25 protein-coding genes and 1 other RNA gene are annotated in these 22,840 nt (G+C 54.4%); 8 read left to right on the top strand and 18 right to left on the bottom strand.

Features of this window, described 5'->3' with window-relative positions:
• Positions 1 to 74: 74 nt before the first annotated feature.
• Positions 75 to 1,220, top strand: a complete 1,146-nt coding sequence (mnmA, locus tag ACR0IU_RS01065; protein ID WP_480714949.1) for a tRNA 2-thiouridine(34) synthase MnmA — start codon at positions 75 to 77, stop codon at positions 1,218 to 1,220.
• Here the strand turns inward: mnmA and ACR0IU_RS01070 are convergent.
• The 17 genes from ACR0IU_RS01070 to ACR0IU_RS01150 form a co-directional block, all read right to left on the bottom strand.
• A complete protein-coding gene (locus ACR0IU_RS01070; protein WP_480714950.1) occupies positions 1,217 to 1,798 on the bottom strand; it encodes a cadmium resistance transporter in 582 nt (193 codons plus the stop codon). The genes mnmA and ACR0IU_RS01070 overlap by 4 nt on opposite strands.
• Positions 1,798 to 2,955, bottom strand: a complete 1,158-nt coding sequence (lpxB, locus tag ACR0IU_RS01075; RefSeq protein WP_480714951.1) for a lipid-A-disaccharide synthase — start codon at positions 2,953 to 2,955, stop codon at positions 1,798 to 1,800. Before lpxB ends, ACR0IU_RS01070 begins: the two co-directional genes overlap by 1 nt.
• On the bottom strand, positions 2,955 to 3,749 hold the full coding sequence (locus ACR0IU_RS01080) for an LpxI family protein (RefSeq protein ID WP_480714952.1): 795 nt from the start codon (positions 3,747 to 3,749) through the stop codon (positions 2,955 to 2,957). Before ACR0IU_RS01080 ends, lpxB begins: the two co-directional genes overlap by 1 nt.
• 3 nt (positions 3,750 to 3,752) lie before the next feature.
• Complete coding sequence (gene lpxA / locus ACR0IU_RS01085) at positions 3,753 to 4,538, bottom strand: acyl-ACP--UDP-N-acetylglucosamine O-acyltransferase (RefSeq protein ID WP_480714953.1); 786 nt, start codon at positions 4,536 to 4,538, stop codon at positions 3,753 to 3,755.
• On the bottom strand, positions 4,535 to 5,008 hold the full coding sequence (gene fabZ, locus ACR0IU_RS01090; RefSeq protein ID WP_010439978.1) for a 3-hydroxyacyl-ACP dehydratase FabZ: 474 nt from the start codon (positions 5,006 to 5,008) through the stop codon (positions 4,535 to 4,537). The genes lpxA and fabZ overlap by 4 nt, the downstream gene beginning before the upstream one ends.
• A gap of 72 nt (positions 5,009 to 5,080) precedes the next feature.
• Positions 5,081 to 5,599 (bottom strand): OmpH/Skp family outer membrane protein, encoded by a 519-nt coding sequence (locus ACR0IU_RS01095; protein WP_480714954.1) that lies wholly within the window; start codon positions 5,597 to 5,599, stop codon positions 5,081 to 5,083.
• Positions 5,600 to 5,671: 72 nt separating this feature from the next.
• Positions 5,672 to 8,032 (bottom strand): outer membrane protein assembly factor BamA, encoded by a 2,361-nt coding sequence (bamA, locus tag ACR0IU_RS01100; protein WP_480714955.1) that lies wholly within the window; start codon positions 8,030 to 8,032, stop codon positions 5,672 to 5,674.
• Between the two features lie 347 nt (positions 8,033 to 8,379).
• Positions 8,380 to 9,732 carry an RIP metalloprotease RseP gene (gene rseP / locus ACR0IU_RS01105; protein ID WP_480714956.1) on the bottom strand — a complete coding sequence of 451 codons (1,353 nt, stop codon included), beginning with the start codon at positions 9,730 to 9,732 and terminating at the stop codon, positions 8,380 to 8,382.
• 5 nt (positions 9,733 to 9,737) lie between these two features.
• Positions 9,738 to 10,910 (bottom strand): 1-deoxy-D-xylulose-5-phosphate reductoisomerase, encoded by a 1,173-nt coding sequence (dxr, locus tag ACR0IU_RS01110; protein WP_480714957.1) that lies wholly within the window; start codon positions 10,908 to 10,910, stop codon positions 9,738 to 9,740.
• The gene (locus tag ACR0IU_RS01115) at positions 10,910 to 11,692 is read right to left on the bottom strand and encodes a phosphatidate cytidylyltransferase (RefSeq protein ID WP_480454844.1); all 783 of its coding nucleotides are present in this window, start codon (positions 11,690 to 11,692) and stop codon (positions 10,910 to 10,912) included. Before ACR0IU_RS01115 ends, dxr begins: the two co-directional genes overlap by 1 nt.
• The gene (locus ACR0IU_RS01120; protein ID WP_170470044.1) at positions 11,689 to 12,420 is read right to left on the bottom strand and encodes an isoprenyl transferase; all 732 of its coding nucleotides are present in this window, start codon (positions 12,418 to 12,420) and stop codon (positions 11,689 to 11,691) included. Before ACR0IU_RS01120 ends, ACR0IU_RS01115 begins: the two co-directional genes overlap by 4 nt.
• A 9-nt stretch (positions 12,421 to 12,429) precedes the next feature.
• Positions 12,430 to 12,993 carry a ribosome recycling factor gene (gene frr / locus ACR0IU_RS01125; protein ID WP_170470041.1) on the bottom strand — a complete coding sequence of 188 codons (564 nt, stop codon included), beginning with the start codon at positions 12,991 to 12,993 and terminating at the stop codon, positions 12,430 to 12,432.
• 186 nt (positions 12,994 to 13,179) lie between these two features.
• The gene (gene acuI / locus ACR0IU_RS01130; protein WP_480714958.1) at positions 13,180 to 14,175 is read right to left on the bottom strand and encodes an acryloyl-CoA reductase; all 996 of its coding nucleotides are present in this window, start codon (positions 14,173 to 14,175) and stop codon (positions 13,180 to 13,182) included.
• A 49-nt stretch (positions 14,176 to 14,224) separates the two neighbouring features.
• The gene (locus ACR0IU_RS01135; RefSeq protein WP_480714959.1) at positions 14,225 to 15,319 is read right to left on the bottom strand and encodes a dimethylsulfoniopropionate demethylase; all 1,095 of its coding nucleotides are present in this window, start codon (positions 15,317 to 15,319) and stop codon (positions 14,225 to 14,227) included.
• A gap of 1 nt (position 15,320) precedes the next feature.
• Complete coding sequence (locus ACR0IU_RS01140; RefSeq protein WP_480714960.1) at positions 15,321 to 15,827, bottom strand: DinB family protein; 507 nt, start codon at positions 15,825 to 15,827, stop codon at positions 15,321 to 15,323.
• Complete coding sequence (locus ACR0IU_RS01145; protein ID WP_480714961.1) at positions 15,827 to 16,531, bottom strand: DUF1326 domain-containing protein; 705 nt, start codon at positions 16,529 to 16,531, stop codon at positions 15,827 to 15,829. The genes ACR0IU_RS01140 and ACR0IU_RS01145 overlap by 1 nt, the downstream gene beginning before the upstream one ends.
• Positions 16,532 to 16,535: 4 nt before the next feature.
• Positions 16,536 to 17,327, bottom strand: coding sequence for a DUF2182 domain-containing protein (locus tag ACR0IU_RS01150; protein ID WP_480714962.1), 792 nt, complete (start codon positions 17,325 to 17,327; stop codon positions 16,536 to 16,538).
• 89 nt (positions 17,328 to 17,416) lie between these two features.
• Here ACR0IU_RS01150 and ACR0IU_RS01155 point away from each other — a divergent pair, with 89 nt between their 5' ends.
• The 7 genes from ACR0IU_RS01155 (at position 17,417) to ACR0IU_RS01185 (ending at position 22,214) form a co-directional block, all read left to right on the top strand.
• Positions 17,417 to 18,148, top strand: coding sequence for a FadR/GntR family transcriptional regulator (locus ACR0IU_RS01155; RefSeq protein ID WP_480714963.1), 732 nt, complete (start codon positions 17,417 to 17,419; stop codon positions 18,146 to 18,148).
• Positions 18,149 to 18,196: 48 nt separating this feature from the next.
• Positions 18,197 to 18,559: a DUF4345 family protein gene (locus tag ACR0IU_RS01160; RefSeq protein ID WP_480714964.1), complete on the top strand. Its 363-nt coding sequence runs from the start codon at positions 18,197 to 18,199 to the stop codon at positions 18,557 to 18,559.
• Positions 18,560 to 18,595: 36 nt separating this feature from the next.
• Positions 18,596 to 18,943, top strand: a transfer-messenger RNA (tmRNA) gene (ssrA, locus tag ACR0IU_RS01165).
• A 99-nt stretch (positions 18,944 to 19,042) separates the two neighbouring features.
• Complete coding sequence (locus tag ACR0IU_RS01170; RefSeq protein ID WP_010439948.1) at positions 19,043 to 19,477, top strand: ester cyclase; 435 nt, start codon at positions 19,043 to 19,045, stop codon at positions 19,475 to 19,477.
• A gap of 127 nt (positions 19,478 to 19,604) precedes the next feature.
• Positions 19,605 to 20,420 carry a chromate resistance protein ChrB domain-containing protein gene (locus ACR0IU_RS01175; RefSeq protein WP_480714965.1) on the top strand — a complete coding sequence of 272 codons (816 nt, stop codon included), beginning with the start codon at positions 19,605 to 19,607 and terminating at the stop codon, positions 20,418 to 20,420.
• Positions 20,417 to 21,667, top strand: a complete 1,251-nt coding sequence (gene chrA / locus ACR0IU_RS01180; RefSeq protein WP_480714966.1) for a chromate efflux transporter — start codon at positions 20,417 to 20,419, stop codon at positions 21,665 to 21,667. Before ACR0IU_RS01175 ends, chrA begins: the two co-directional genes overlap by 4 nt.
• A 76-nt stretch (positions 21,668 to 21,743) precedes the next feature.
• Entirely contained in the window at positions 21,744 to 22,214 is a 471-nt protein-coding gene (locus tag ACR0IU_RS01185; protein WP_480714967.1) for an SspB family protein, read from the top strand.
• A 28-nt stretch (positions 22,215 to 22,242) separates the two neighbouring features.
• Here the strand turns inward: ACR0IU_RS01185 and ACR0IU_RS01190 are convergent, their stop codons facing one another.
• Positions 22,243 to 22,806, bottom strand: coding sequence for a hypothetical protein (locus ACR0IU_RS01190; protein ID WP_480714968.1), 564 nt, complete (start codon positions 22,804 to 22,806; stop codon positions 22,243 to 22,245).
• Positions 22,807 to 22,840 lie beyond the last annotated feature (34 nt).

A 22,840-nucleotide genomic window follows, 5' to 3' on the forward strand; every position in this document is an offset into this window, starting at 1 on the left:
GAAACCGCCCCTTGAGAGTGTGTAGAATTTTCCTATATTCTGCCGGTCTTTCTTAACCCGGACTGGAACCGTCAATGGCCCTCGATACCGAGACCCCGCTAAACTCGCTTGGCTTTGCCAAACCGCCCTCGGAAACGCGGGTGGTTGTGGCTATGTCTGGCGGCGTGGACAGCTCTGTTGTCGCGGCCTATCTGGCTGATCAGGGCTATGACGTTGTAGGGGTTACGCTGCAGCTTTACGACCACGGTGCGGCGCTTGCCAAGAAAGGTGCCTGTTGTGCGGGAATCGATATCCACGACGCACGCCGCGTGGCCGAAGAGCGCGGCTTCCCTCATTATGTTCTGGATTATGAGAACATCTTTAAAGATGCTGTAATCGACGAATTCGCTGACAGCTATCTGGCAGGAGCGACTCCGGTGCCTTGCATCCGCTGCAATGAGCGGGTGAAGTTCAAGGACCTGTTGGAAACCGCCAAGGACCTAGAGGCCGACTGTATGGCCACTGGTCATTATATCCAGCGCAAGCTGGGAACCAATGGGGCCGAGTTGCATAGTGCTGAGGATGCCAACCGCGACCAGTCTTATTTCCTTTTCTCGACAACGCCCGAGCAGTTGGATTTCCTGCGCTTTCCTTTGGGGCACCTGCCCTCCAAGGACGCCACGCGCGAGATGGCGGCGCAATATGGGTTGGCGGTTGCGGACAAACCTGACAGCCAGGACATCTGCTTTGTACCCAACGGCAACTACGCCAGCGTAATCGAAAAGTTGCGCCCAGGTGCTGCAGAGCCGGGTGAAATCGTACATGCCGATGGCCGTGTTCTAGCTCAGCATGATGGAGTGATTCACTATACAATCGGTCAGCGCCGGGGGCTTGGTATCGGTGGCCTGAGTGAGCCGTTGTATGTGGTCAAGCTGGATGTGGACAAGAAACAGGTTGTTGTTGGCCCCAAAGAGATGTTGGCCACCCGAACCGTTCCGGTGCGTGAAATCAATTGGCTTGGGGATGAACCCTTCACTTCGCAAGACGAATGGCATGTGTCGGTCAAGGTCCGCTCGACCCGCCCGCCGCGCGAGGCGATCATTCGGCCTCTGTCCGACACGACGGCCGAGGTTGAGCTGTTTACGCCCGAAGAAGGTATCTCTCCGGGTCAGGCTTGTGTGTTTTACGAAACTGGTGGAAGCCGCATCTTTGGCGGCGGCTGGATCTGGCGCGGTTATTAAATCGCGTCGGTCCAGGAATTGCTGAGGATATAGATACCGGCACAGATCATTACGTAAGGAACCAGTTTCTCAAGTCGCCGCGCAAACCCGCCGGTCATGATCGGAGATCGCGCGCCTAGCAGACCAAGCATGGTTAGCGTCAGGGCCGCAGCAACCGCACCTGTAAAGCCTGCAATACGGTAGCTTGGGGCCGAGTCTGCCAAAAGCGGTGCGAGCACAGCGAACGTATCCATCGACAGGCTTATGAAGAGCAACATCGTTACAACGGTTGAGGCACCTGAGGATACTTGCGGAGCCTCCTCGGTCTCTGATCCCCGAAACTGCCGGATAACCCCAATCACGCCGAGGCCAAGCGGGATCACACCCAGATAGCCAGCCCAATGTGGCACCACGTCATCGACACCCAAGGCCAGCAACAAGGCGGCGGCGATGATCAATATCTGCGCAAGCAGGAACCCCGCAACGGTCCGTCGCGGACCGGAAACCATCATCAGCGCAACAAGCGCTGCGAGGTTGTCGAGGTTAGTCAGAACCTGTGCCATGTAGGCAGAGGCGGCAAAAATCACGTGATCCAGCATCACGTGTTCATTCTGTCCAAAACGGCTTTTGCCGCGCGCAGACCCGGCGCCTCTCCATCCCGCCCAAGACGCTCCATCGTCAACGCCATAGCCTCATGTTGGGCGTCCGGCGTAGCTGCAACCTCTTCCAGTGCTGCCGCGATCTTTAGCGGCTGGCAGTCGTCCAACAGACATTCAGGTACAGCACGCGTGTCCGAGACCAGATTGACAAGCGTCACCGTATCGAGCTTGACCATGCGCTTCGCGATCAATGTGGTCAGCCAATTCAGATTATAAGCGATCACCATCGGCGTTGACTGTGCAGCCAGTTCCAATGACACGGTGCCCGATGCCGCCAATGCCAGATCGGCTGACGCGAAGGCCGCCCTCTTCTGAACCTGTGCATGGTCCGACGGCAACTTTCGTGGATCGATAACAATCGGATGTCCCGGCCAATCCTGAACTTGTTCGGCAACCACATCAACCATATGCGCGACTGTAGGCACGACGACACGGGTATCGGGTCGATCTGTCAGGAATTCTTGCAGAGCAGCGCCAAATATCGGGGCTAACCGCTCGACCTCTCCCCGCCGAGAACCAGGTAATGCGAGCACAATAGGAGCGTCGCCCACGTCATGATCCACACGGAATCTCTTGATATCTTGTTCAGACGCAATCGGCTCGTTGACGACGGGGTGACCGACAAAATCACACTCCATCCCTGCCCGCTCCATATAGGGCGGTTCAAACGGCAGCAGCGCCAGAACATGGTCGATCACCTTCGCCATTTTGTCGGCGCGCCCGGGCCTCCAGGCCCAAACGCTGGGTGCAACGTAGTGGACGGTTCGAATACTGCTGGACGCCTTCACCAGTTTAGCGACTCGCAGCGAGAAGTCCGGACTGTCGATGGTGATCAACACATCCGGCTGCGTGTCCAGAACCGCATGAGCGGTTTCGGCGATCCGGCGTTTCAAGTGAAAGAACTTGGGCAGAACCTCGACCAATCCCATGACGCTGAGTTCGGACATGGGAAAGCGGCTGCTCAGTCCTTGCGCCTGCATCAGTGGACCGCCGACGCCATCAAACCACACCTCTGGCGAAAGGGTTTTAAGTCCCTCCATCAAAGCGGCGCCCAATCGGTCGCCCGACGGTTCACCGGCGACCAAGAATACGCGCATCAGACGGTGCGCTCGCGAACGTAGAGAAATAGACCGAGGCGATTGCACTCTTCAATCACTCGGTCCCGTTGCAGGACAATGACACCACCCTTTTCGATGACAATACCTGACAAGCCCGCCGCAACCGCGCCCGATACGGTGTCGGGTCCGATAGCAGGCATATCCGCGCGCCGGTCCTGATCGGGTTTGGGGCCTTTGTACAGAATACCCCCACCCGCGTCAGGGCGTTGGGTCAGCGACTGCAACATCCAAGCAGTTCCATAGATGCCCTCAATTGCTAGCGCTTGCCCTTTCAGCACTACGCATGCCTGACCGACATCTGCAGTCCCCATGCTGCGCAGGATACCTGCCGCACGGTCAGCATCTGCGTGATCAGTATCCGAGGGTTGTGCCTCAGTCAGCGCGCCGAGCGGCGGTAGCAAATCCGGTGCGATCTCGTGCGCGGCACGGACCGTCAAATCAGAATCTTCAAAAATCCCGATAACCGTGCGCAGGGCACCGTCATCACCGGCCATTATGGCCTTTTGTAAAATCGGGACCAATGGCATCGTCGCAGCATCAATGCGCGCAGGATTTACGGTGGGCCGGCGCACAGCCCCAGCCATGCAAATCTCGGTCACGCCGCGCGCTTTCAGATCGGCGATAAAGCTGCCCAATTCCTCAAGCGGAAAGACCACGTCAACATTCAACCTTTCAGGCTCAAACCCTTCCAGCGCGCAAATCAAAGGTCGGTTCGGCAAACATGCAACCACCTCGTCCGGCAATGCCCCAGTTCCCGCGATCAGCGCCAACATCTCTTATTTCCTCGGCGTCAGGAAGGAACGGTCCGTTTGCCCCGTCACAAACTCGACAATCTGGCGCACATATTCGTTGTCTGCCTCCTCGCCCAAACGATTGGCGCGATCCATGAAGGTGCCATCACCTTCCGACAACTCTTTGAATGCCGCGCGCAGCGCTGAGATATCCTCGCGCGTGACACCGCGCCGTTTCAACCCAACCAGATTCAATCCATCAAGCTCACCGCGTGGTGCCTGAACCAGACCATATGGAATCACATCGTTCGGAACCATAGTCAGCGCACCGATGATGGCCCCGCGACCAACGCGCACGAACTGATGCAGGCCTGAGATACCGCCAACGATGACGTCATCCTCGATTATACAATGACCTGCTGCGCCTGCGTGGTTCACCAAAATGACTCGGTTACCGATCTGCACATCATGCGCAACGTGGACACCAGCCATCAGTAGGCAGTCATCGCCAATCCGCGTGACGCCACCGCCGCCATCCGTGCCGGTGTTGATGGTGACGTGCTCGCGAATGCGATTGCGTTCACCGATTTCAAGCCGTGTATTTTCGCCACCAAACTTTTTGTCTTGTGGGATTTCGCCGACAACGGCAAAGCTGAAGATCACTGTGTCTTCACCAATTGAAGTATCGCCGGTGACTACCACATGGGACTTGAGCTCAACCCGATCGCCTAGACGGACGGACGGCCCGATATGGCAGAACGGACCAATCGTACAGCCCTGCCCGATCTGCGCACCGTCGTCGATAATGGCGCTGGGATGAATGCCGCTCATGTTGTCTTTTCCATGTCCCAGTCGACATAGGCCGAAAATTCGGCTTCGGCGGCGACCTCACCTTCAACAGTCGCGCGACCACTGAACTTGAAGATCTTGCCGCCTTTCTTGCCACGCACAGTTTCAACATGCATCTCAAGCACGTCACCGGGCACGACTTTGCGGCGGAATTTGCATTTGTCGATGTTCATGAAATAGATCAGCAATTCACTGTCGATCACGTCCATGCCAACACCCAGCATGACACCTGCAGTCTGCGCCATCGCTTCGACAATGGTCACACCGGGCATGATCGGCGTGCCGGGAAAATGACCCTGAAAATGCGGCTCGTTCATAGTGACATTCTTGATGCCAACTGCAGATTGATAGCCGTCAATATCCACGACCTTGTCGACCAGCAAAAACGGATAGCGATGCGGCAATATACGCTGAATCAGCTGAATGTCGGCGCTCTGGGTTTCCGTGGTCATGGTGCGGATGTCCTGTTTTGGATGTCTCTTTCAAGCGTGGTTAGCAATACGCGTACTTAAGGGCAAGCCAGCCTATTCGTCATTAGCGTCTTCAAGTGCAGACCCGTCGCCAATTGCCGCGTCAATCCGGGCAATTGCGGTATCGGTAATATCCGACGCATCCGAGCTGAGAACAACATTTGAACGCTCGATGACAATCGACGCCCCATATTCGCGTAGAAGTTCGATCAATACAGGTTGAGCCATCTCAAAGAACTGATTGCGTGCTTCTTCTCCGTGCCGTGCCAAAGCATCCAGTTTGGCGCGTTGGCCATCCCGATGCGACTGGACTTTCTCATCAAACGCCTCGGCCAAAGGTCGAAATTCACTGGCGGACATTTCAGAGCGTTTGTCCGTCAGGTCTTTCTCTTCTTTGCTGAGCTGTGCCACGATCAACTCATTTTCATCCGACAGCAGAGCGCTCTCAGCTTCTATCTCGCGAAATATGCGCTGACCGAAACGAGAATCAGCAAACAGCCGTTCACTTGAAATGGTAAGTACGTCAGATTGCGGAACGCCCAATTGTTGCGCCAACAATGGACTTGGCGCCATCAGGGCCGCCCAAACACACAGGGCCCTTAGCGGGCCCTGCAGAATGTTCATGACTTTGGTCAACATCTGGGTTCAGAACTGTGCCTGAATGGTCAGGTCAAAGCTCTGTTCCTTGTCGAACTCTTCTTTCTTCAGCGCTTGCGAAAAGTTGAAGCGCAGAGGACCAAATGGCGTTGTCCACAGAACCGAGACGCCTACCACATGGCGGATGGATCCGCTGGCTCCGACGATATCGGCACCCGACGTATCCACGTTGTTGATGTTGTACAGGTTGCCTACATCGTAGAACAGACCACCTCGCAATCCTAGTTCTTCAGGTAAGCCCAAGGGGAAATCAGACTCGAACCGGGCAACCCAATAATAGTTACCACCGATGGCATCGTCCTGACCGTTGGAAAGGTCGCGCGGCCCAAGACCGGCAGGTTCGAAACCACGGAACGTGTTCGGGCCAAGCACAAATCGATCAATGGTCCGGCTAAAATCATCCCCGGTCCAGTTGAGCGCGCCAAGTTCCAGAGATGCCCTAAGCACAACCTCCTCGTTGAGCACGCGCTTCTGAGCGATCGCGCGGGCTGTGGTTTTGATATACTCGTTGTCGCCGCCCAATCCAGCTGCATCCACGCCAAGCTCAAACAAGACGCCTGCATTGGGATTCAAGCCACCCAATCGACTGTCGTAGACATAAGAAACACCAATCGAACTGCTGGTTCTTTTGCCCTGAGCAATTTCAGAAGCGATGACCGCCCCATTGGTCTCATTGCTCTGCTGGGTCATTTCGCTTTGGTTCCAGCCGTAACGCAAACGCAGCGCTGAAAGTTCGCCGATGGCATAGCTTACCTGAGGATTAAAAAAGACGGTTTTGGTGTCGTAACTCGCAAAGCTTGAGTTGGTGCTTGCAAGACCCACCCCAAGATCAAAGCGTAATTTCCGCCCCAGCAGATAAGGTTCGGTAAAGTTAATTGTATACTGCTCAGAATCTTGAGCCGTCGAAAGCGTGATCCCTAAATTCTGGCCACGGCCAAGGAAATTGGATTCGTTCAGGCCAATGGCGATCCCGAAACCGTCCGAGACCGAGTAGCTACCACCCAGGCTAAGCGATCCGGTTGGTTGTTCTTCAACATCGACATCAACGATGACCTGACTTGGAGATGTACCTTCGCGGGTTTCAACATCAGCGGCTGAGAAGAAGCCCAGCGCACGAATACGTTCGGCGCTCTGACGGATTTCTCGGGGATTGAAGGGGTCACCTTCCACGGTATCGAATTGCCTCCGGATCACCCGGTCAAGTGTTGTGGTATTGCCTTCGATGTCGATGCGTTCGACAAAAATACGCGGGCCGCGGGTTAGGACAAACTGAACATCCAGCGTCAGATCACGCGGGTTGCGCGTCACCCGAGGTTCAACTCTCAAGAAATCGACGCCCTGTTTCAGGCCCAGACGCTCAAGTCGAGCAATCGAGTTTTCAATCAAAGTCGGCGAGTAGATAACACCAGGCTTGACCTTTAGTGCTGCCTGATAGGGTGCCGGATCGACGCCAGGAATTTCACTTACAGTTGAAATCTGACCAAAGGCGAATCTCTGACCTTCGGTGATATTCATGACCAGGAAAAACGCATCCCGTTCACGCGTGAATTCCACATTGGCACTGTTTACTCGGAAATCGATATAACCGCGCGAAAGGTAGAAATCGCGGATGACCTGCTTATCGAATTCGATACGATCAGCAATAAACGTGTCGCCCCGCAGGAAAGTCCGCAGAATATTTGCCTGTTTGGTCTCGAGCACACGACGCAGGCGGCGGTCCGAGTAAGCACGGTTGCCAACAAAGCTGACGCGCTCAACTTCGATGGTGGTGCCTTCGGCCACCTCAAAAACCAAATCCACACGATTGTCATTTCGGCGGATGATGCGTGGAATCACCGTTGCCGACACCCGGCCCTGCGCAGAATAGATCTCGGCGATCAAATCTGCGTCGGCTTCTGCCAATTGCGGGGTGAAGACACGGCGGGTCTGGGATGAGATCGCCTCGAGCAGTACGTCATCCTTAACGCGACGGTTCCCCTCAATGCTGATCTGATTAATCGTCGGGTACTCTTCAACCACAATAACCAGTGTGTTTCCGCGAGGAGTCAGTTCGACTGTTTCAAAAACACCACTGTCAAGCAAACGCTGAAAAGCATCATTTATCTGTCCGGCACTGACAGTTTGCCCCGGTTCGATTCCCGTTCGTGCGATGATTGTCGAGGTTTCGATCCGTCGATTGCCTTCAACCTCGAAGCGGTTAATCGTGTAAGATTGCGCCTGAGCAGGATCCGGTAATACCAGCAAACCCGGTGTAGCAAATAGAAAAAAGAGCGTTAGTGCCTGCCACAAAATATTGGTCTTCTGCCCTCGAGCGCCGCAGAATGTGCTCGTGCCCCTGCAATCAGTCATTTTTATCACTACCCAGAAATCTCAGCCTGTAGTTGCTGAGTAGCCGGATTGAGAAGCCATGTCAAAAGAGCAAACACAAAAAAACGGCCCGGTGGGCCGTTGCATTTTCATAGCCTTGGTCTGAAGAATCACAAACCGACGAGATATCCGCCTACAGCCAATGCCAAGGCGGTTACGCCAAAGCTAAGTAATACATCCCAGTTCAACTGAAAAAGGACGCTGACGCTTTTGTAAGATCTCTGCAACGCTTCGGTCATCGCTCTCAAGCCCGCTCATTGAATTACACCAATGAAGATACGCTTCAATTGCGGCAATATTGCGTCCAAATGGCGCCTGTCACGCCTTATTCAGCAGAACAGGTCATTGCTGACAGAGAAGATCATCAACGAAAGGATCAGCGTTATCCCAATTCCCATCAAAATCCGCAGGGCATTGTCACTGGGTGGTTTGCCCGAGACGGCTTCGTAGGCGTAAAACAACAAGTGTCCGCCATCAAGCGCTGGGATCGGGAACAAGTTCAGCAGCCCAACCGCCGTAGAAAGTACCGCGATAAAGAAGATGAAATTCTGTGCACCTTGACTGGCCATCGCGCCAGAGGTTTCCGCAATCCCGATCGGGCCGGAAATATTGCACGTGCTGATCGCCCCCGTGATCATGTGCCACATACCTGACAATGACCCTTCGATAATGCGTCCGGTCTGAGCAAAACCGGTTTTTACGGAATCCCAGATACCGGCGGGAACAGTCTGAGGTTCGAACATCATTCCCCGAACGATCCCGATCCGCCAATGGGTCACAAAACCACCATCTGCTTTCGGCTCGTCAGTACGTCTGGGGGCCAGCGCAAATTCAAGCTCGGTTCCATTGCGCCAAACGTCCAGAAGCAACACGCGCCCGTCCGAGCTTTCGACACGTTCTTTCAATTGTTCGAAATTGAAAATCGGGTCGCCATCGACGGCTGTAATTACGTCGCCCTGCTGCAATTGTATGTCCATTGCAGCGCTGCGTGGTGTAACCTGCTGGATCAACGCTGGAAACAGCCACGGGGCAGAAACATCGATGGTCTCACCGTCCCGGATTACAGTATAGTCCAGTTCAGGCAGTACGGGCAGAGCATCAACGAATTCCGACCAACTGCCTGCATTATCAAAATCCGGTGTCGGCACGCCTGCAATCGCAACAATTTCGTCCCCCTCAAGCAACCCCTGCTCGACTCCAGGGAGCGGCTGCAAGGAACCGACTGTCAAAGGTTCTCGTGATACGCCTTGCGACCAGTACACAAATCCAAAAACCAGGATCGACATCGCGAAGTTGAATATAGGCCCAGCCGCCACAGTGGCGGTACGTGCCCACAGCGGCGCCCCATGCATCGTTCGACGCAATTCTTCAGGGCTCTGCTCGACTATTTCGTTTATCGCATCCGTATCTTTGCCAGACGCAGCGTTGGCATCCCCCAAAAACTTGACGTATCCGCCAAATGGAAGCAACGCGACCTGCCACCGTGTGCCGCGCTTATCTACCCGGCTCCACAGAACCGGACCGAAGCCGATCGAAAACACTTCGGCATGAATGCCCGACCAGCGCCCGACAATGTAATGACCGTATTCATGCACAGCGACAATCACTGAAAGCGCAATAACAAAGGCAACTATCGTATAGAGAAGATTGCCGAATTGCGGGATCAAAGAGAGTATGTCCAAAGGTATTATCCTGCTCGTTCCAATACGGTTTCATCGACCCACTGACGTGCGAGATGGTCCGTTTGCTGTACATTATCAAGAGTCAACTGAGCATCAATAAGGCCATCTGTCGCCTCAAATCGCTCCAAAACCGACGAAACTGCGTCAGCCATATCCAGAAACCGAATTCTACGGGCGATAAAGTGGTCCAGCGCGCGCTCTTTTGCGGCATTGAAGATCGCACCCGACAATCCGCCGCGTTGCATCACTTCGCGTGCGAGACGCAACGCAGGATACCGGGCGTCATCTGGAGCGCTGAAGCTCAATTGCCCCAATTGAGCCAGATCAAGCCTTGCGACAGGTAGATCAAGCCGCTCGGGCCAGTGCAATGCGTATCCGATGGCATGGCGCATGTCGGGCGCACCCATGTGTGCCATCACGGCACCATCCCGATACCCAACCATCGCGTGAACAATAGATTCGGGGTGCACCAGAACTTCGATTTCAGAGGGCTGAATGCCGAAGTATTCTTTTGTTTCTATGACTTCCAGTGCTTTATTGAACATAGAAGCACTGTCGATTGTAATTCGCTGCCCCATGTTCCAATTCGGATGGCTTGACGCTTGTTCGACAGTTGCGTTCGCCAGATCACTCAGCGGCCAATCCCGAAATGCGCCACCGCTTGCCGTGATAATAATCCGCTCGACACTTGTCATGTCTTCGCCAACAAGGGCCTGAAAGACTGCCGAATGCTCACTATCGACAGGAAGTAGCCTTGCGCCGTAGTTCTGCGCAGTCTCCAGAACTAAAGGTCCTGCACATACCAGCGTTTCCTTGTTCGCCAGCGCAAGCGTCGCGCCTTGCTTAAGGGCTTCGATCCCCGGAGCAAGTCCCGCAGCGCCGACAATCGCTGACATAACCCAATCTGCAGGGCGCGCACCTGCCTCGATCAAAGCCGCCTGCCCCGCAGCCGCTTGAACACCGCTTCCGGCTAAGGCTGAACGCAGGTCATCCAACCTGTCATCAAACGCGGTGACAGCAACATCTGCGCCCAGACGGACCGCATCTTTCGCCAATTTCGAAATATTGCCGCCACCGGTCAGCGCGACGACATCATAGGCATTCGGATTCCTCGAAATCAGATCAAGCGTGTTCTGCCCGATCGATCCCGTCGCGCCGAATATCGATACCTTTCGCATCACATGCCTCCGGGTGCATAAAGCAACCCCGCCAACAGGACAAAGACCGAGGCCCCCATCATCCCGTCGAACCGATCCAGAAAGCCACCATGACCAGGTAACAAGTTCGAACTGTCCTTAACTCCAAACCTGCGTTTTGTTGAGCTTTCGACGATATCGCCGATCTGGCTCGCCATAGAGGCGAGAACCGATACAACTACGAAAGCCAAACCAAAACCCGCGTAGAACGCAAATAATGTACCAACTATTCCTGCGGCGACCCATCCCCCTATCGTTCCGGACCATGTTTTCTTGGGGCTGACCTTTGGCCAAAACTTAGGTCCACCAAGCGTTTTGCCCACAAAATACCCGGCAACATCCGTCGCTATGACAACAAGGATCAGCCACACCATCCATCCAAACCCCAAGCTTTCGCGTATCGAGATAAACCCCAGCCCCGAAGTTGCTATCCAGATCGCAAAAAGCGCGTAGGTACCACGCGCGCACTTGATTTGACCCGCGCCAACCAAAGCAGGTGCCAACAAAAATGGAATTTTATACAGCGGCGGCAAATGGTAACTCAGAACAACGGCGACACCGGTCAATATCGCGAGCTGTATCGCGACACCTCGTTGTTGAGGGTCGACTATCCGCACCAGCTCCCACGTCATGAGCCCGCACGCAGTGGCAATAAATGCCTCGAACCAAAGTCCACCCAGCCACACCATGATGGCCGCTATGAGGACCAACACGGACGCTGACAAAACCCGAGCGGTCAGATCAGACCATCGGCCATCACTCATGCCGGAACCGCCCCAAATCGCCGTTCACGCGATCCATAGTTCAGGCATAAACGTTCCAACTCGGCAGCAGTAAAGTCGGGCCACAATGTATCTATGAATTCATACTCTGAGTAGGCAGATTGCCAGAGCAAGAAATTCGAAATTCGGGCTTCACCACTGGTACGGATAACCAGATCAGGGTCCGGCAGAACCCGCGTGTCCAGATATTTGGGCAGAGTTTCTTCGTCCACATCTTCGGGACGCAAAACACCTTCGGCCACGTCACGTGCCAAACGTTTGGTTGCGCGAGCAACCTCATCTCGACCGCCATAGTTCAAGGCGACTGTCAGATGGACCAGATCATTATCCTGCGTTTCACGTTCAAGCGTATCCATCAGCTCGGTAAGTTTGGCATCCAAACGTACGCGGTCACCGATAAATCGCACCCGGATACCGTTGTTCTTTAGCGTATTGGTTTCTTTGACAATATAGCGTCGGAACAGGCTCATGAGGCCTGCAACCTCCACCTGCGTACGCTTCCAGTTTTCGGTCGAAAACGCAAAGATCGTCAGATATTTGATCCCGAGCCCTGGGCAGGCCTCGACCACCTCACGAACACGCCGCGCGCCTGCGTGATGGCCAAACAACCGAGGCCGTCCCCGTGCCTGAGCCCATCGACCATTACCGTCCATGATAATTGCCACATGGCGCGGACCGGCTTGCAAAGCGTTATCGGGATCCTTTGGCATGACCGAGTCTCAGACCTGCATAATCTCGGCTTGCTTGGTCTCAAGTGCCTCATCGACGGATTTGATCATCGTGTCGGTCAGCTCCTGCACTTCTACCTCCCAGAATTTCTGATCATCCTCGGACATGCCATCGGCTTTGGCTTTCTTGATCTGGTCCATGCCGTCGCGGCGCACGTTCCGGATCGAAACACGCGCGCTTTCAGCGTATTGGCCTGCAACCTTGCCCAATTCACGTCGGCGTTCCTCGTTCAACTCGGGAATCGGCAGCATGATGATCGTGCCATTCAGCTGTGGATTGATACCAAGCCCGCTTTCGCGAATTGCTTTTTCAACTTTGCCCACAAGACCTTTATCCCAGACATTTACGGTAACCATACGTGGTTCGGGGACGTTTACGGTGCCGACCTGATTGATTGGGGTCATCGAGCCATACGCGTCAACCATCACGGGCTCAAGCATCGAGGCCGAAGCGCGCCCGGTCCGCAATGAAGCGAATTCGGTTCTGAGGTTGGCCATTGCGCCGTCCATACGGCGTTTCAGATCATCGGTGTCGAGTACGAAATCATCAGACATGCTGCTCACTCCCCGTCTTCAGGTGATGTTTGGATGGGTCTTAAGCCATCACAATTGGGATGTATAGCAATCATGCGGATGAATTGTGGCAATGACCAGAACTGTTTCCGGCATTCCGGCCCCAATCGCGACCAAGGGGCCGACCGAACACTGAATTCGGTCGGATTCTTCTTGGTACAATCAATATCAGGTGTTCACATCGACTACGACGCGACCTTTGACTTGTCCCTGCAGAATATCCGCGCCCAATTGCGGCAGATCAGACAGTGTTGCTGGGTGAATCATGGCCTCAAGCTTTTCCATGGGCAGATCGGTAGCGATACGCTGCCAAGCCCGAACACGGTTGTCATAGGGCTGCATGACGCTGTCGATACCCAACAGATTCACGCCACGCAGTAGGAATGGGATCACAGTCGCAGGCAAACCCGCACCTCCGGCAAGTCCAACGGCAGCAACTGATGCCCCATATTTCATCTGACCCAATACGCGGGCGAGCATGGCGCCACCCACTGCGTCAACACACCCGGACCAGGTTTCACTTTCCAGCGGACGCTTGGTGGTTTCGTTCAATTCGTCGCGCGGAACAATTGTGGTTGCACCCAAAGACTTTAGGTACTCAGCGGTATCCGGGCGACCGGTTACTGCTGCGACCTCATATCCCAGATGAGCCAGAATGGCAGTGGCGACCGAACCCACGCCGCCTGCGGCACCCGTGACAAGCACCGGGCCATGGCCCGGCTGCATTCCATGATCTTCCAACGCCATGACGGCTAACATGGCCGTAAATCCTGCGGTGCCAACCGCCATCGCCTGTCGCGTATCCAAACCCTGCGGCAAAGGAACCAGCCAATCTGCACGGGCATTGGCCTTCTGAGAATACCCGCCCCAATGCGCCTCACCCACGCGCCAGCCCGTCAAAACGACTTTGTCACCGGGTTTATAGCGATCATCAGAGGATTGCTCGACGGTGCCCGCATAATCGATACCCGGGACATGCGGATAACTCCGCACCAAGCCGCCACCCTTTGGCGACATACACAGCCCGTCTTTGTAGTTAACCGTTGAATATTCGACAGCAACAGTCACTTCTCCATCCGGCAAATCATCCAGAGATATCTGTTTTACCGAGGCGCTTGCGAGGCCACTTTCTTCATCTTTTTCAACGACGAGTGAATTAAACATAAACTTACTCCTTTAGTAGCCCGTATGGGCATGTCCTCAGATACAGGGCTCAGCGCCAGAATTTCTCTTGTACGACGGCCCATCGCATACCGTGTTCAGTCATCAACTCGATCCGTGTGCCGGGTGCCCAATGCGACCGGTCCACCATCCCTATGGCGACGTTCACCTCGAACTCGGGCGAATATGCAGCAGAGGCCACTTGCCCCACCTGACGACCCTCAGCCATCAAAGGCCAGGATTCGGTGCACGGGCCGATCTCGCCCTCGATAGTCAGCGGACGGATTTGTCTGGGCGGCCCGTTTTCTGCCTGATCCGCCAAAGCGGCCTTACCGATGTAATCAAGCGGAGAATTGCAAAAGCGCTCAAGCCCGCATTCATAAGGAGTGTTCTCGCGTCGCATATCCGACCCAAAACTCAATAGGCCACTCTCGATCCGTTCAATCCCGTTGGGGCAACCCGCACGTACATTCAGGTCGCGACCATTTGCGAACAACGTATCCCAAAGCGGCATTCCGTAATCCGCCCCTTCGACATAGATCTCGAACCCACCTTGTTTCGACCAGCCGGATCGGGCGATGACAAACGATGTATCTTCGAAGGGCAACCTCTTGTATCGGAAGAATTTTATGTCCCTGACATCTTCTCCAAATACCCGTGCCATCAGATCATCAGCCCTGGGGCCTTGAACGGCTAGCGGAGACACGTCTGTTTCGGAGACTTCGACATCCAGCCCCAGGGCAAGCACGATGCCCAGAGCAAATTGCCAAAGATCTCCATCAGCGACGGAAAGCCAGTAATGGTCATCTGCCAGTTTGATCGCCACCGGGTCATTCAGCATACCGCCATTTTGGTCAACGATCGGCACATAATAACACTGATCCGTCTGCATCTTGTCCATATCGCGCGGGCTGAGCATTTTCATCAGTCGCAGCGCGCCCGGGCCTTTGATCAGAACCTGTCTCTCACACGAGACATCCCACACCTGCACATGCTTTTTCAGATGCGCAGCATCAGCCTCGACACTTTCGAAGACTGTAGGCAGAAGCATGTGATTATAGACAGTGTATCCCTTAACCCCTTCGGCTTCGACACCCGGAGTAAACGGGGTTTTGCGCACGCGTCGGTTCGGCGTAATGACTGCCATGTCAGAAATCCTCTGGCAGAAAAACAAAATCGCTCACAGGCGCATCAGAGCCTGCCTCGGTCAGCATTTGGTGCAATTGTCCGCGATGATGCGTCTGGTGATTGAACATGTGAATGATGCATTGCGCATAAGGCTTTGTTACATCTTCTTCTTTTGCAGCGGAATACCATGTGAACGGGCCCGTAAGTTCGTTGTCTCCCAGCGTTTCGCTCCACCTAGTAATCCGAACGTCAATGGTATCCCGCAGCGGCAACCACTCGGACAAACCAGCGCAGATTGACACGCTCTCTGGGATGCCACCGCCTGGTCCAGGGCCTTTGTCGAACCGTGAGATCCAGATCCAGTCCCCCCAAAGCAGATGATTGGCTGTTCCCATGATTGAACCGAAAAAGGCGCCCCGTTTCCGCGTCAGTTCTTCGTCGGAAAGAGCCTTAAGAAAACTCTTTAACTGACTGTTCTCCCATCGACTGTAACGCGCCATCTCACGGGCATAGGCACCGGTGATCATTACTTTGGCCCGTGCCAGTCGATGGGGCAAATCTCGGCTGATTTCCCGCCAAAGTCCCAGACGCGACCATAATCACGTACCTTGGATTTCGTTCCTCTGGCCACGATGATGTCCGGGCCCATCCAGTATTTCGAGTTTGAAACCATCACCGGATGCTCAGGGTCTTTACCAGCCAGCATCTCGATCTCGCCCTGAATTTTCCGCCCGATCATGATCCGGCGCTTTGTCCCATCTCGCTCGATTTGAACCGGTGCACGCTCTGCCCCGATGATTTCACTAACCAACATGGTGAACAGACCGGTAGTGCCGCCTGCCTGCCCGCTGAAGATTTGCAGCAACCCGTTATAGGCCTTCCCACTGGCGCGTTCGTCGACATAAGCCGCGACTTTCCACTGGCCCTCGCCCATGCGCCCGGGGATATCGACCAACAGCCCGACGTTGAGGCCTGACAGATCTTCGCCTTCGTAGTGGCCTTCGTCGATCATGATACCCATCCACGCATGGCAATGCCCTTCGGTCGGAGGGTGTGCACCTAGCGAAACGACGCAAGGACAAAACACATCGCAGGAGCAGTTCAGGATCAGTTCACCCTTGACTGCCCAGTTGGTCGGGCTCATCTCCCGGCGCTTGGGATTGGGCATCCGGCTGTCAATTCTCTGACTGACCGGCAGCTTATCCGCATCCGGTTTTCTGTTCTTAGCCATAGACCTATCCTCCGTAAGTAATGTGATGTACGAGCAGTGCCAGACCGCCCGCTATTAAGATGAACCCCATCGGCCGGCTCACTACGTGTCCGATTTGGGGTAGTTTTTCCAAAACCATGAACAGCGTCGCCAGCCCCATCCACAGCAGGCTCATGACGCCGCCCACAAAGCCCAGAGCCATGAAGCCCCAGCAACAGCCCACGCAAAATGCACCCAACCCTAAGCCCATGCGCAGGCCGCCTGAGAAACCCGTTTTCCAATGTCCCAGAAAGTACGTCATGGGCGCATGACAAACGCCATGGCAGACCTCTTTTGCACGGGTGAATTGGAAAGCGCCCACTACCAAAAGCAGACCTGCAGCCAAGTAGGGCGATTTGGCGATGCCCAGCATATCGACCGCACCTCCGAACAGCAGTGCCAGCTGCAGGCCGGTGATCAACGCAGCAAAACCCACCCAAACTATGAAGTACCCGGATAGAACGCCCAGCCACCCTGGCCGCGTGCCATTCGCGCTGCGGATCAGATCATCGTAACTGCGCAATGTGGGGACTAGTGTTGGCAGCATCATTGCCGCCATCATGATCGCCCACATCCAGAACAGCGGGCCAAACTCGGCCATGGGCATATACATATCCATGCGCGGGTCCATCGCCGCCATGGCCTGTCCCATTGGGCCGGGCCGACCGATCCAATCCAAATCCATATCGCGACTCATCGAGACCATCATCCACCACGCCCAAAGGATCGCGATGTAGAAGCCCAACCAAAGCGCGCTGCGGAAAACTGAGCGACTCACTTGCCTCTCCCGACTCAACTCTCTTGCTTTTCAAATGTCAGACTTTTAAATGTCAGACAAATAAAAATTTACTTTTGACGCAAGCGACCATGAAGATTGACCCCCAAAGCTCTGCCGATCTATCGGCTCAAATTGCCCAAGCTATCCGGGATGCCATCATATCGGGGCAACTCATCGTCGATGAACGCTTGCCCTCCGAATCTGAACTTGCCGAGCAATTCAATGTCTCGCGCCCGACTGTTCGCGAAGCTTTGAAACGCTTGGCGGCACAATCTCTGATCCGTACACAACGTGGGGCCACAGGGGGCGCGTTTGTAAATCGACTAAGCTTTGAAGGCGCTTATTCTCAACAGGTTACGACCTCAACGCTATTGCTGTCGATGAACGCGGTCAGTTTCGACACTGCGTGCGAGGCACGGTACGCGTTGGAACGAGCCTGTGCGTCCCTGTCTGCACAGCGTCGGACGGCGGATCAGCTTGCTACAATGCGGGCCGAGATCTTTCGGCAGGCACAGCCCGGTCTGACCGACGAAGCATTCTGCGCCTCAGATGTTGCCTTCCATCGAGCGCTGGTCGATGGCGCTGGCAATCCCGTCTTGTCCTACCAACTGGCTGGCGCTGTCGAGGCGATGCAGCCTTTGATGAACATGATCACCTTCACTGCACGGTCGCGGGAAGAAATCATCGCGTTACACACCAACATCGCCAATGCCTTAGAGGCGCGTGACGCTGAAAAGGTTGATGCGGCGCTGGTTCAGCTTGAGAGCTATACTCGGCAACTGGCGCAAGATGTTGCCCAGAAAAAACGCAAACCGACCTGATCTAAATGATTTTATAACAGAGGTTTGAAAACGAATTATGAGGTGGAAATGATCACTATCCTCAATGTAGCTGCCGCTTTGCTGACAATTGCATTCGGTTTATTTGGCTTCCTGGCGCCTGCGCATACTGCTAACGCATTGGATCTGGTCCCGACCAAAAGCACCATGGGTCTCAGTGAAATGCGCGCCTCGGTTGGTGGGCTGTTTGTAGTCACCGGCGCTGCTGTGCTGTGGCTTAACAATCCGATGGCTTATGTGATGCTGGGGATAGTCTATTCTGGTGCGGCACTTGGCAGATTCGTTTCTGTTGCTCTCGATCATCCACCTTTGGCAAAAGCAATGATTTTTGGTGGAATCGAACTTGTTCTCGCCATCTGGCTTATTCTGGCAAACATGAACAGAGCGTCGTAACACATTGAAACAAAACCACCCTATAGCCCAGATTCCGAGTTTGCATCCCATCGTTACCTCACCTATATAAGAGAGGTCCCTCGGGACTATAGACATAAACGCGCTCGTAATAAGCGGATCGGACCCGGGGGCGGTACCCGGCGGCTCCACCAATCATCCTTCGTTTGGGGATTTTGGGGCCGAAATAGGATCGACGAACGTCTAAAGGGGTTAGCTTTGTCTCGGCTGTCTGCCACCGTTACCGGCGAAAATAGTACAATTGCAAACGACAATCGTGCTCCGGTTGCAGTTGCTGCGTAAGCAGTAGCAAGACCGAAACTTAAGCCCTTGCGCCTAGCCGCGTAAGGCGGGGTTCGCAGGTACCTGGCAACAGAAACCTGCATTTTCCCTGTTATGTCTGTTTATTGCTCATAGCTCATTAGAGATTCAGGATTTATTCACTTGTTTAACCCAAATTTCTGTCCAGGCGACAGGAGGGATAAGATGACGAATTCTGACAGGCTTAGGGCGTGGTATTCTGAGGTTTGGGAACAGGGCAATACCGACGCAATCGATCAGTTTTTTGCACCAGACACGATGGCCGAGGGGTTGATCCCAGAAATGCAGGTTGGGGCCGATGACTTTCGCGATCTGGTAATGGCCTTCCGACATGTGCTGGGCGAAATCAAGGTCGACCTCCCCAAAATCATTGAAAACGGTGATTGGGTGTCCGGAGTTCTTCACGTCCGCACATTTCGGGCTGACAACGGCGCACCATTAGAGGTTACCGGGCAAGTCATGGCCCGATTCAAAGGCGAGAAAATGGTCGAGGCGTATAATCAGTTCGATTTCATTTCACTCTTTGAGCAGCTTGGGCAGTTCCCGCAGGATACGCTTCCGGTTTGCATGACTGGGCAAAGGTTGGACTGGGTCGGTTAAACCACAACCGCAAGCTTGACCCCTACCGCATCCACGCGATAGCAGAGGTTCAAGGGGTAAGCTTGCGAACACCCCGTGAGGCGGCAGCCCAAGTTCGCATGTATCCAAAGCCACAAGGAAACATGCAATGGCTGCCCCCAATGCAATAATACCCCGACAACTGCTTCGCTTAATCGGTACACCCAAGGCGCCTGTCCTTATCGACGTGCGAACCGAGGCGGATTTTGCGGACGACCCTGTGCTTGTTCCGAGCGCTATTCGTCGTTCCTTCAAAGATGTTGACAAAATCAGAGAAAGGATCGGAGATCGCTTTTCTGTTGTGATTTGCCAAAAAGGCAAAAAACTAAGCCAGGGTGTCGTCTCTTGGCTGCAATCCGAAGGCGTAATGTCCGAATATCTTGAGGGCGGCATGTTTGCCTGGCGCGATCTGCCAGGGGCACCCTCCGTGCCTGTTTCTGCCCTGCCTGAGATTGCCCAGGGCGGTACGATTTGGGTGACACGACATCGCCCCAAGATTGATCGCATTGCGTGCCCTTGGTTAATCCGAAGGTTTGTCGACGCTCAAGCGCGCTTCCTTTTTGTGGCGCCCGGCGAAATACAGGGAGTGGCGGAGCATTTCGGCGCCACTCCCTTTGACGTTGAAGGTGTCGACTGGAGCCATCGCGGCGAGAAATGCACCTTCGATACCATGCTGGACGTGTTCAACCTGCATTCCGAACCAATGGACCGATTGGCCACCATAATACGCGCGGCTGACACCAACAGGCATAATTTAGCGCCAGAAGCTGCTGGATTATTGGCAATATCGGTCGGACTGTCGCGCCAATATCGGGACGATCAGCAACAACTGGAGGCTGGTCTGCATATCTACGATGCGCTTTATCGATGGGCGCGGGATGGATCTGGTGAAACACATGACTGGCCAGCAGGTCACGGGAAATGACACCATCGTACCGTGAGTTGTTCAGCGTTTTCGGGCGTATCGGGCTTTTGTCCTTTGGTGGGCCAGCGGCGCAGATTTCACTGATGCATCAGGAACTTGTCGAGAAACGCCCCTGGCTGGACGAGCAAACCTATCTACGCGCGCTTTCGTTGTGCATGTTATTGCCGGGGCCTGAGGCCATGCAGCTGGCTACATACGCGGGTTGGCGATTGCGTGGTGTGACCGGAGGCTTGATTGCAGGTGGCTTGTTTGTCCTGCCAGGGGCGCTGGTCATTGCAATACTTGTAGCGCTGTATGCAGCGTATGGTACATTGCCACTGGTTCAGGCGGGGTTTTTGGGCATCAAAGCCACCGTCATTATCATCGTTCTTCAAGCCTTGCGTAATCTGTCGAAAAAGGCGTTGACCGATACCGAACATCAGATGATCGCCGGGCTCGCGTTTCTTGGAATATTTCTGTTCAACCTGCCATTCCCTCTGATCATTTTCTGCGCGGCCCTTTGGGGCTTTGCCACGTCCAAAGGCCAAGCTCCTACAGCCGTCCAGGCAAGCCCGGTATTAGGTAAACCCGTTCAAACGGCAGTATTCTGGCTCATATTGTGGCTGGGGCCTCTGTTTTTCTTGCAATTGTCAGGGCAAGAATTACTCACCGATTTGGGTTGGTTTTTTGCCCGTCTTGCCGTCGTCACCTTTGGCGGAGCATATGCGGTGCTGGCTTATATGACCCAGACCGTTGTGGACACCTACCAATGGATCAACACGGATCAGATGATCGATGCGCTTGGCCTGGCAGAAACCACGCCGGGACCTCTAATCCTTGTGACGCAATTTGTGGCGATGCTGACTGGACAGGTTGCCGGAGGGCCATCACTTGCGCTGGCGGCCGGAGTTGTCGCTTTATGGGCGACATTTGTTCCCTGCTTCCTCTGGATCTTCCTCGCAGCGCCACAACTGGACAGAATTGCAGCACGCCCTTGGCTTGGGGCCGCTATGCACGGCATCACGGCTGCGGTTGTCGGAGTGATTCTCAACCTCTCCGTGTGGTTTGGGTTGAACGTTCTGTTTGGCTCTCTCCCCGGTTGGTCATTGGGACCTGTGTCAATCCCCCTGCCCGATCCTGCTACGCTCGATATCAGGGCGCTTGTTCTTACGGTGCTAGCTGGCCTGTTGATTTTCCGTATGAAATCCGGTTTAGCGACCACATTAGGAATTATGGTTCTGGCCGGGATCGGGTTGCAGTTTTTGTGATCAATACAGCCCAGCACGGCCTTTCGTTTCCGTCCGAATGAACTATGCTGGTAATAACCACTTTCGAGGATCAAACATGTCGCAAGACATCGACTACGGGAATCTGATGCACACGGCCATGCGGGGCCTGATCAAGACCGTCCTGACGGATGTGTCCAAGACTGGCCTGCCCGGAGCACACCATTTCTTCATCACCTTTGATACACGATATGAAGGCGTTGAACTGGCTGACTGGCTACGAGAGCGGTATCCCGGTGAAATGACGATCGTCATGCAGCATTGGTTCGAAAATCTCGAAGTCGGCGATGAAGGATTTTCGATCACGTTGAATTTCGGCGATGCGCCAGAGCCGCTGTACATACCGTATATGGCAATAAAAACCTTCGTTGACCCTTCGGTCGAGTTTGGCTTGCGCTTTGAAAGCCCCGAGAATGAGGACGACGAAGTCTTTGTGGCGGATGAAGCCCCAATCGAACTGGAAGCGGAAGAACCGGAACCACAGCACCATGATGCGGATGTTGTTTCGCTGGATAGCTTTCGCAAGTGATCAGATAAAGCCCCGCTTTATGCGGGGTTTACTTCTTTTTCAAAAATGTCTCGACCGAGCGTGATTTGACTCCGTCCCGGAACCTCGAAAATGACAAATCCAGACCGCCATCCGCCAAGGTCCGGTCAAACTGTTGCAACTCGTAGCCTCCATTTTCTGCGATGAACAACGAAAATACAGTCAGAGTGTCGCCTTCAATCCTGCCCCAGACAAATGGTTCACCTTTCATCGGGTCAAGCGGCACCTCATGCCCGAACACGTTGCGTTTCATCGCGGCAGAATAAACATCCGCACGATCCGAGCTTTGAAAATCAACCGAATATTTCTCATCCTTGATGCGCCCATCTGCTTTGTAGGTCGTGGTGGTCCAACTTATGTTGAAACCACCTTTAATCTCGTGGATTGAAACACTCATATCCCGAGGCGTCGAAGTACCATCGGCGTCAACAACTTCGGCAGATCCAGTATAATCGCCGACAAAAGGCTCAATGTTGGTCGCGTTGGCTTGCTGTAAAGATGCGGCCAGCCAGATACATGCGGCAAACGCCAACGCAACCGCATGCAGGGGTCTGTTCATAAATGATACTCGCATGGCTGACTCCGTCCTCTATGTAACTACATTCTAA

It is taken from the genome of Ruegeria sp. CL5 (genome assembly GCF_056536485.1).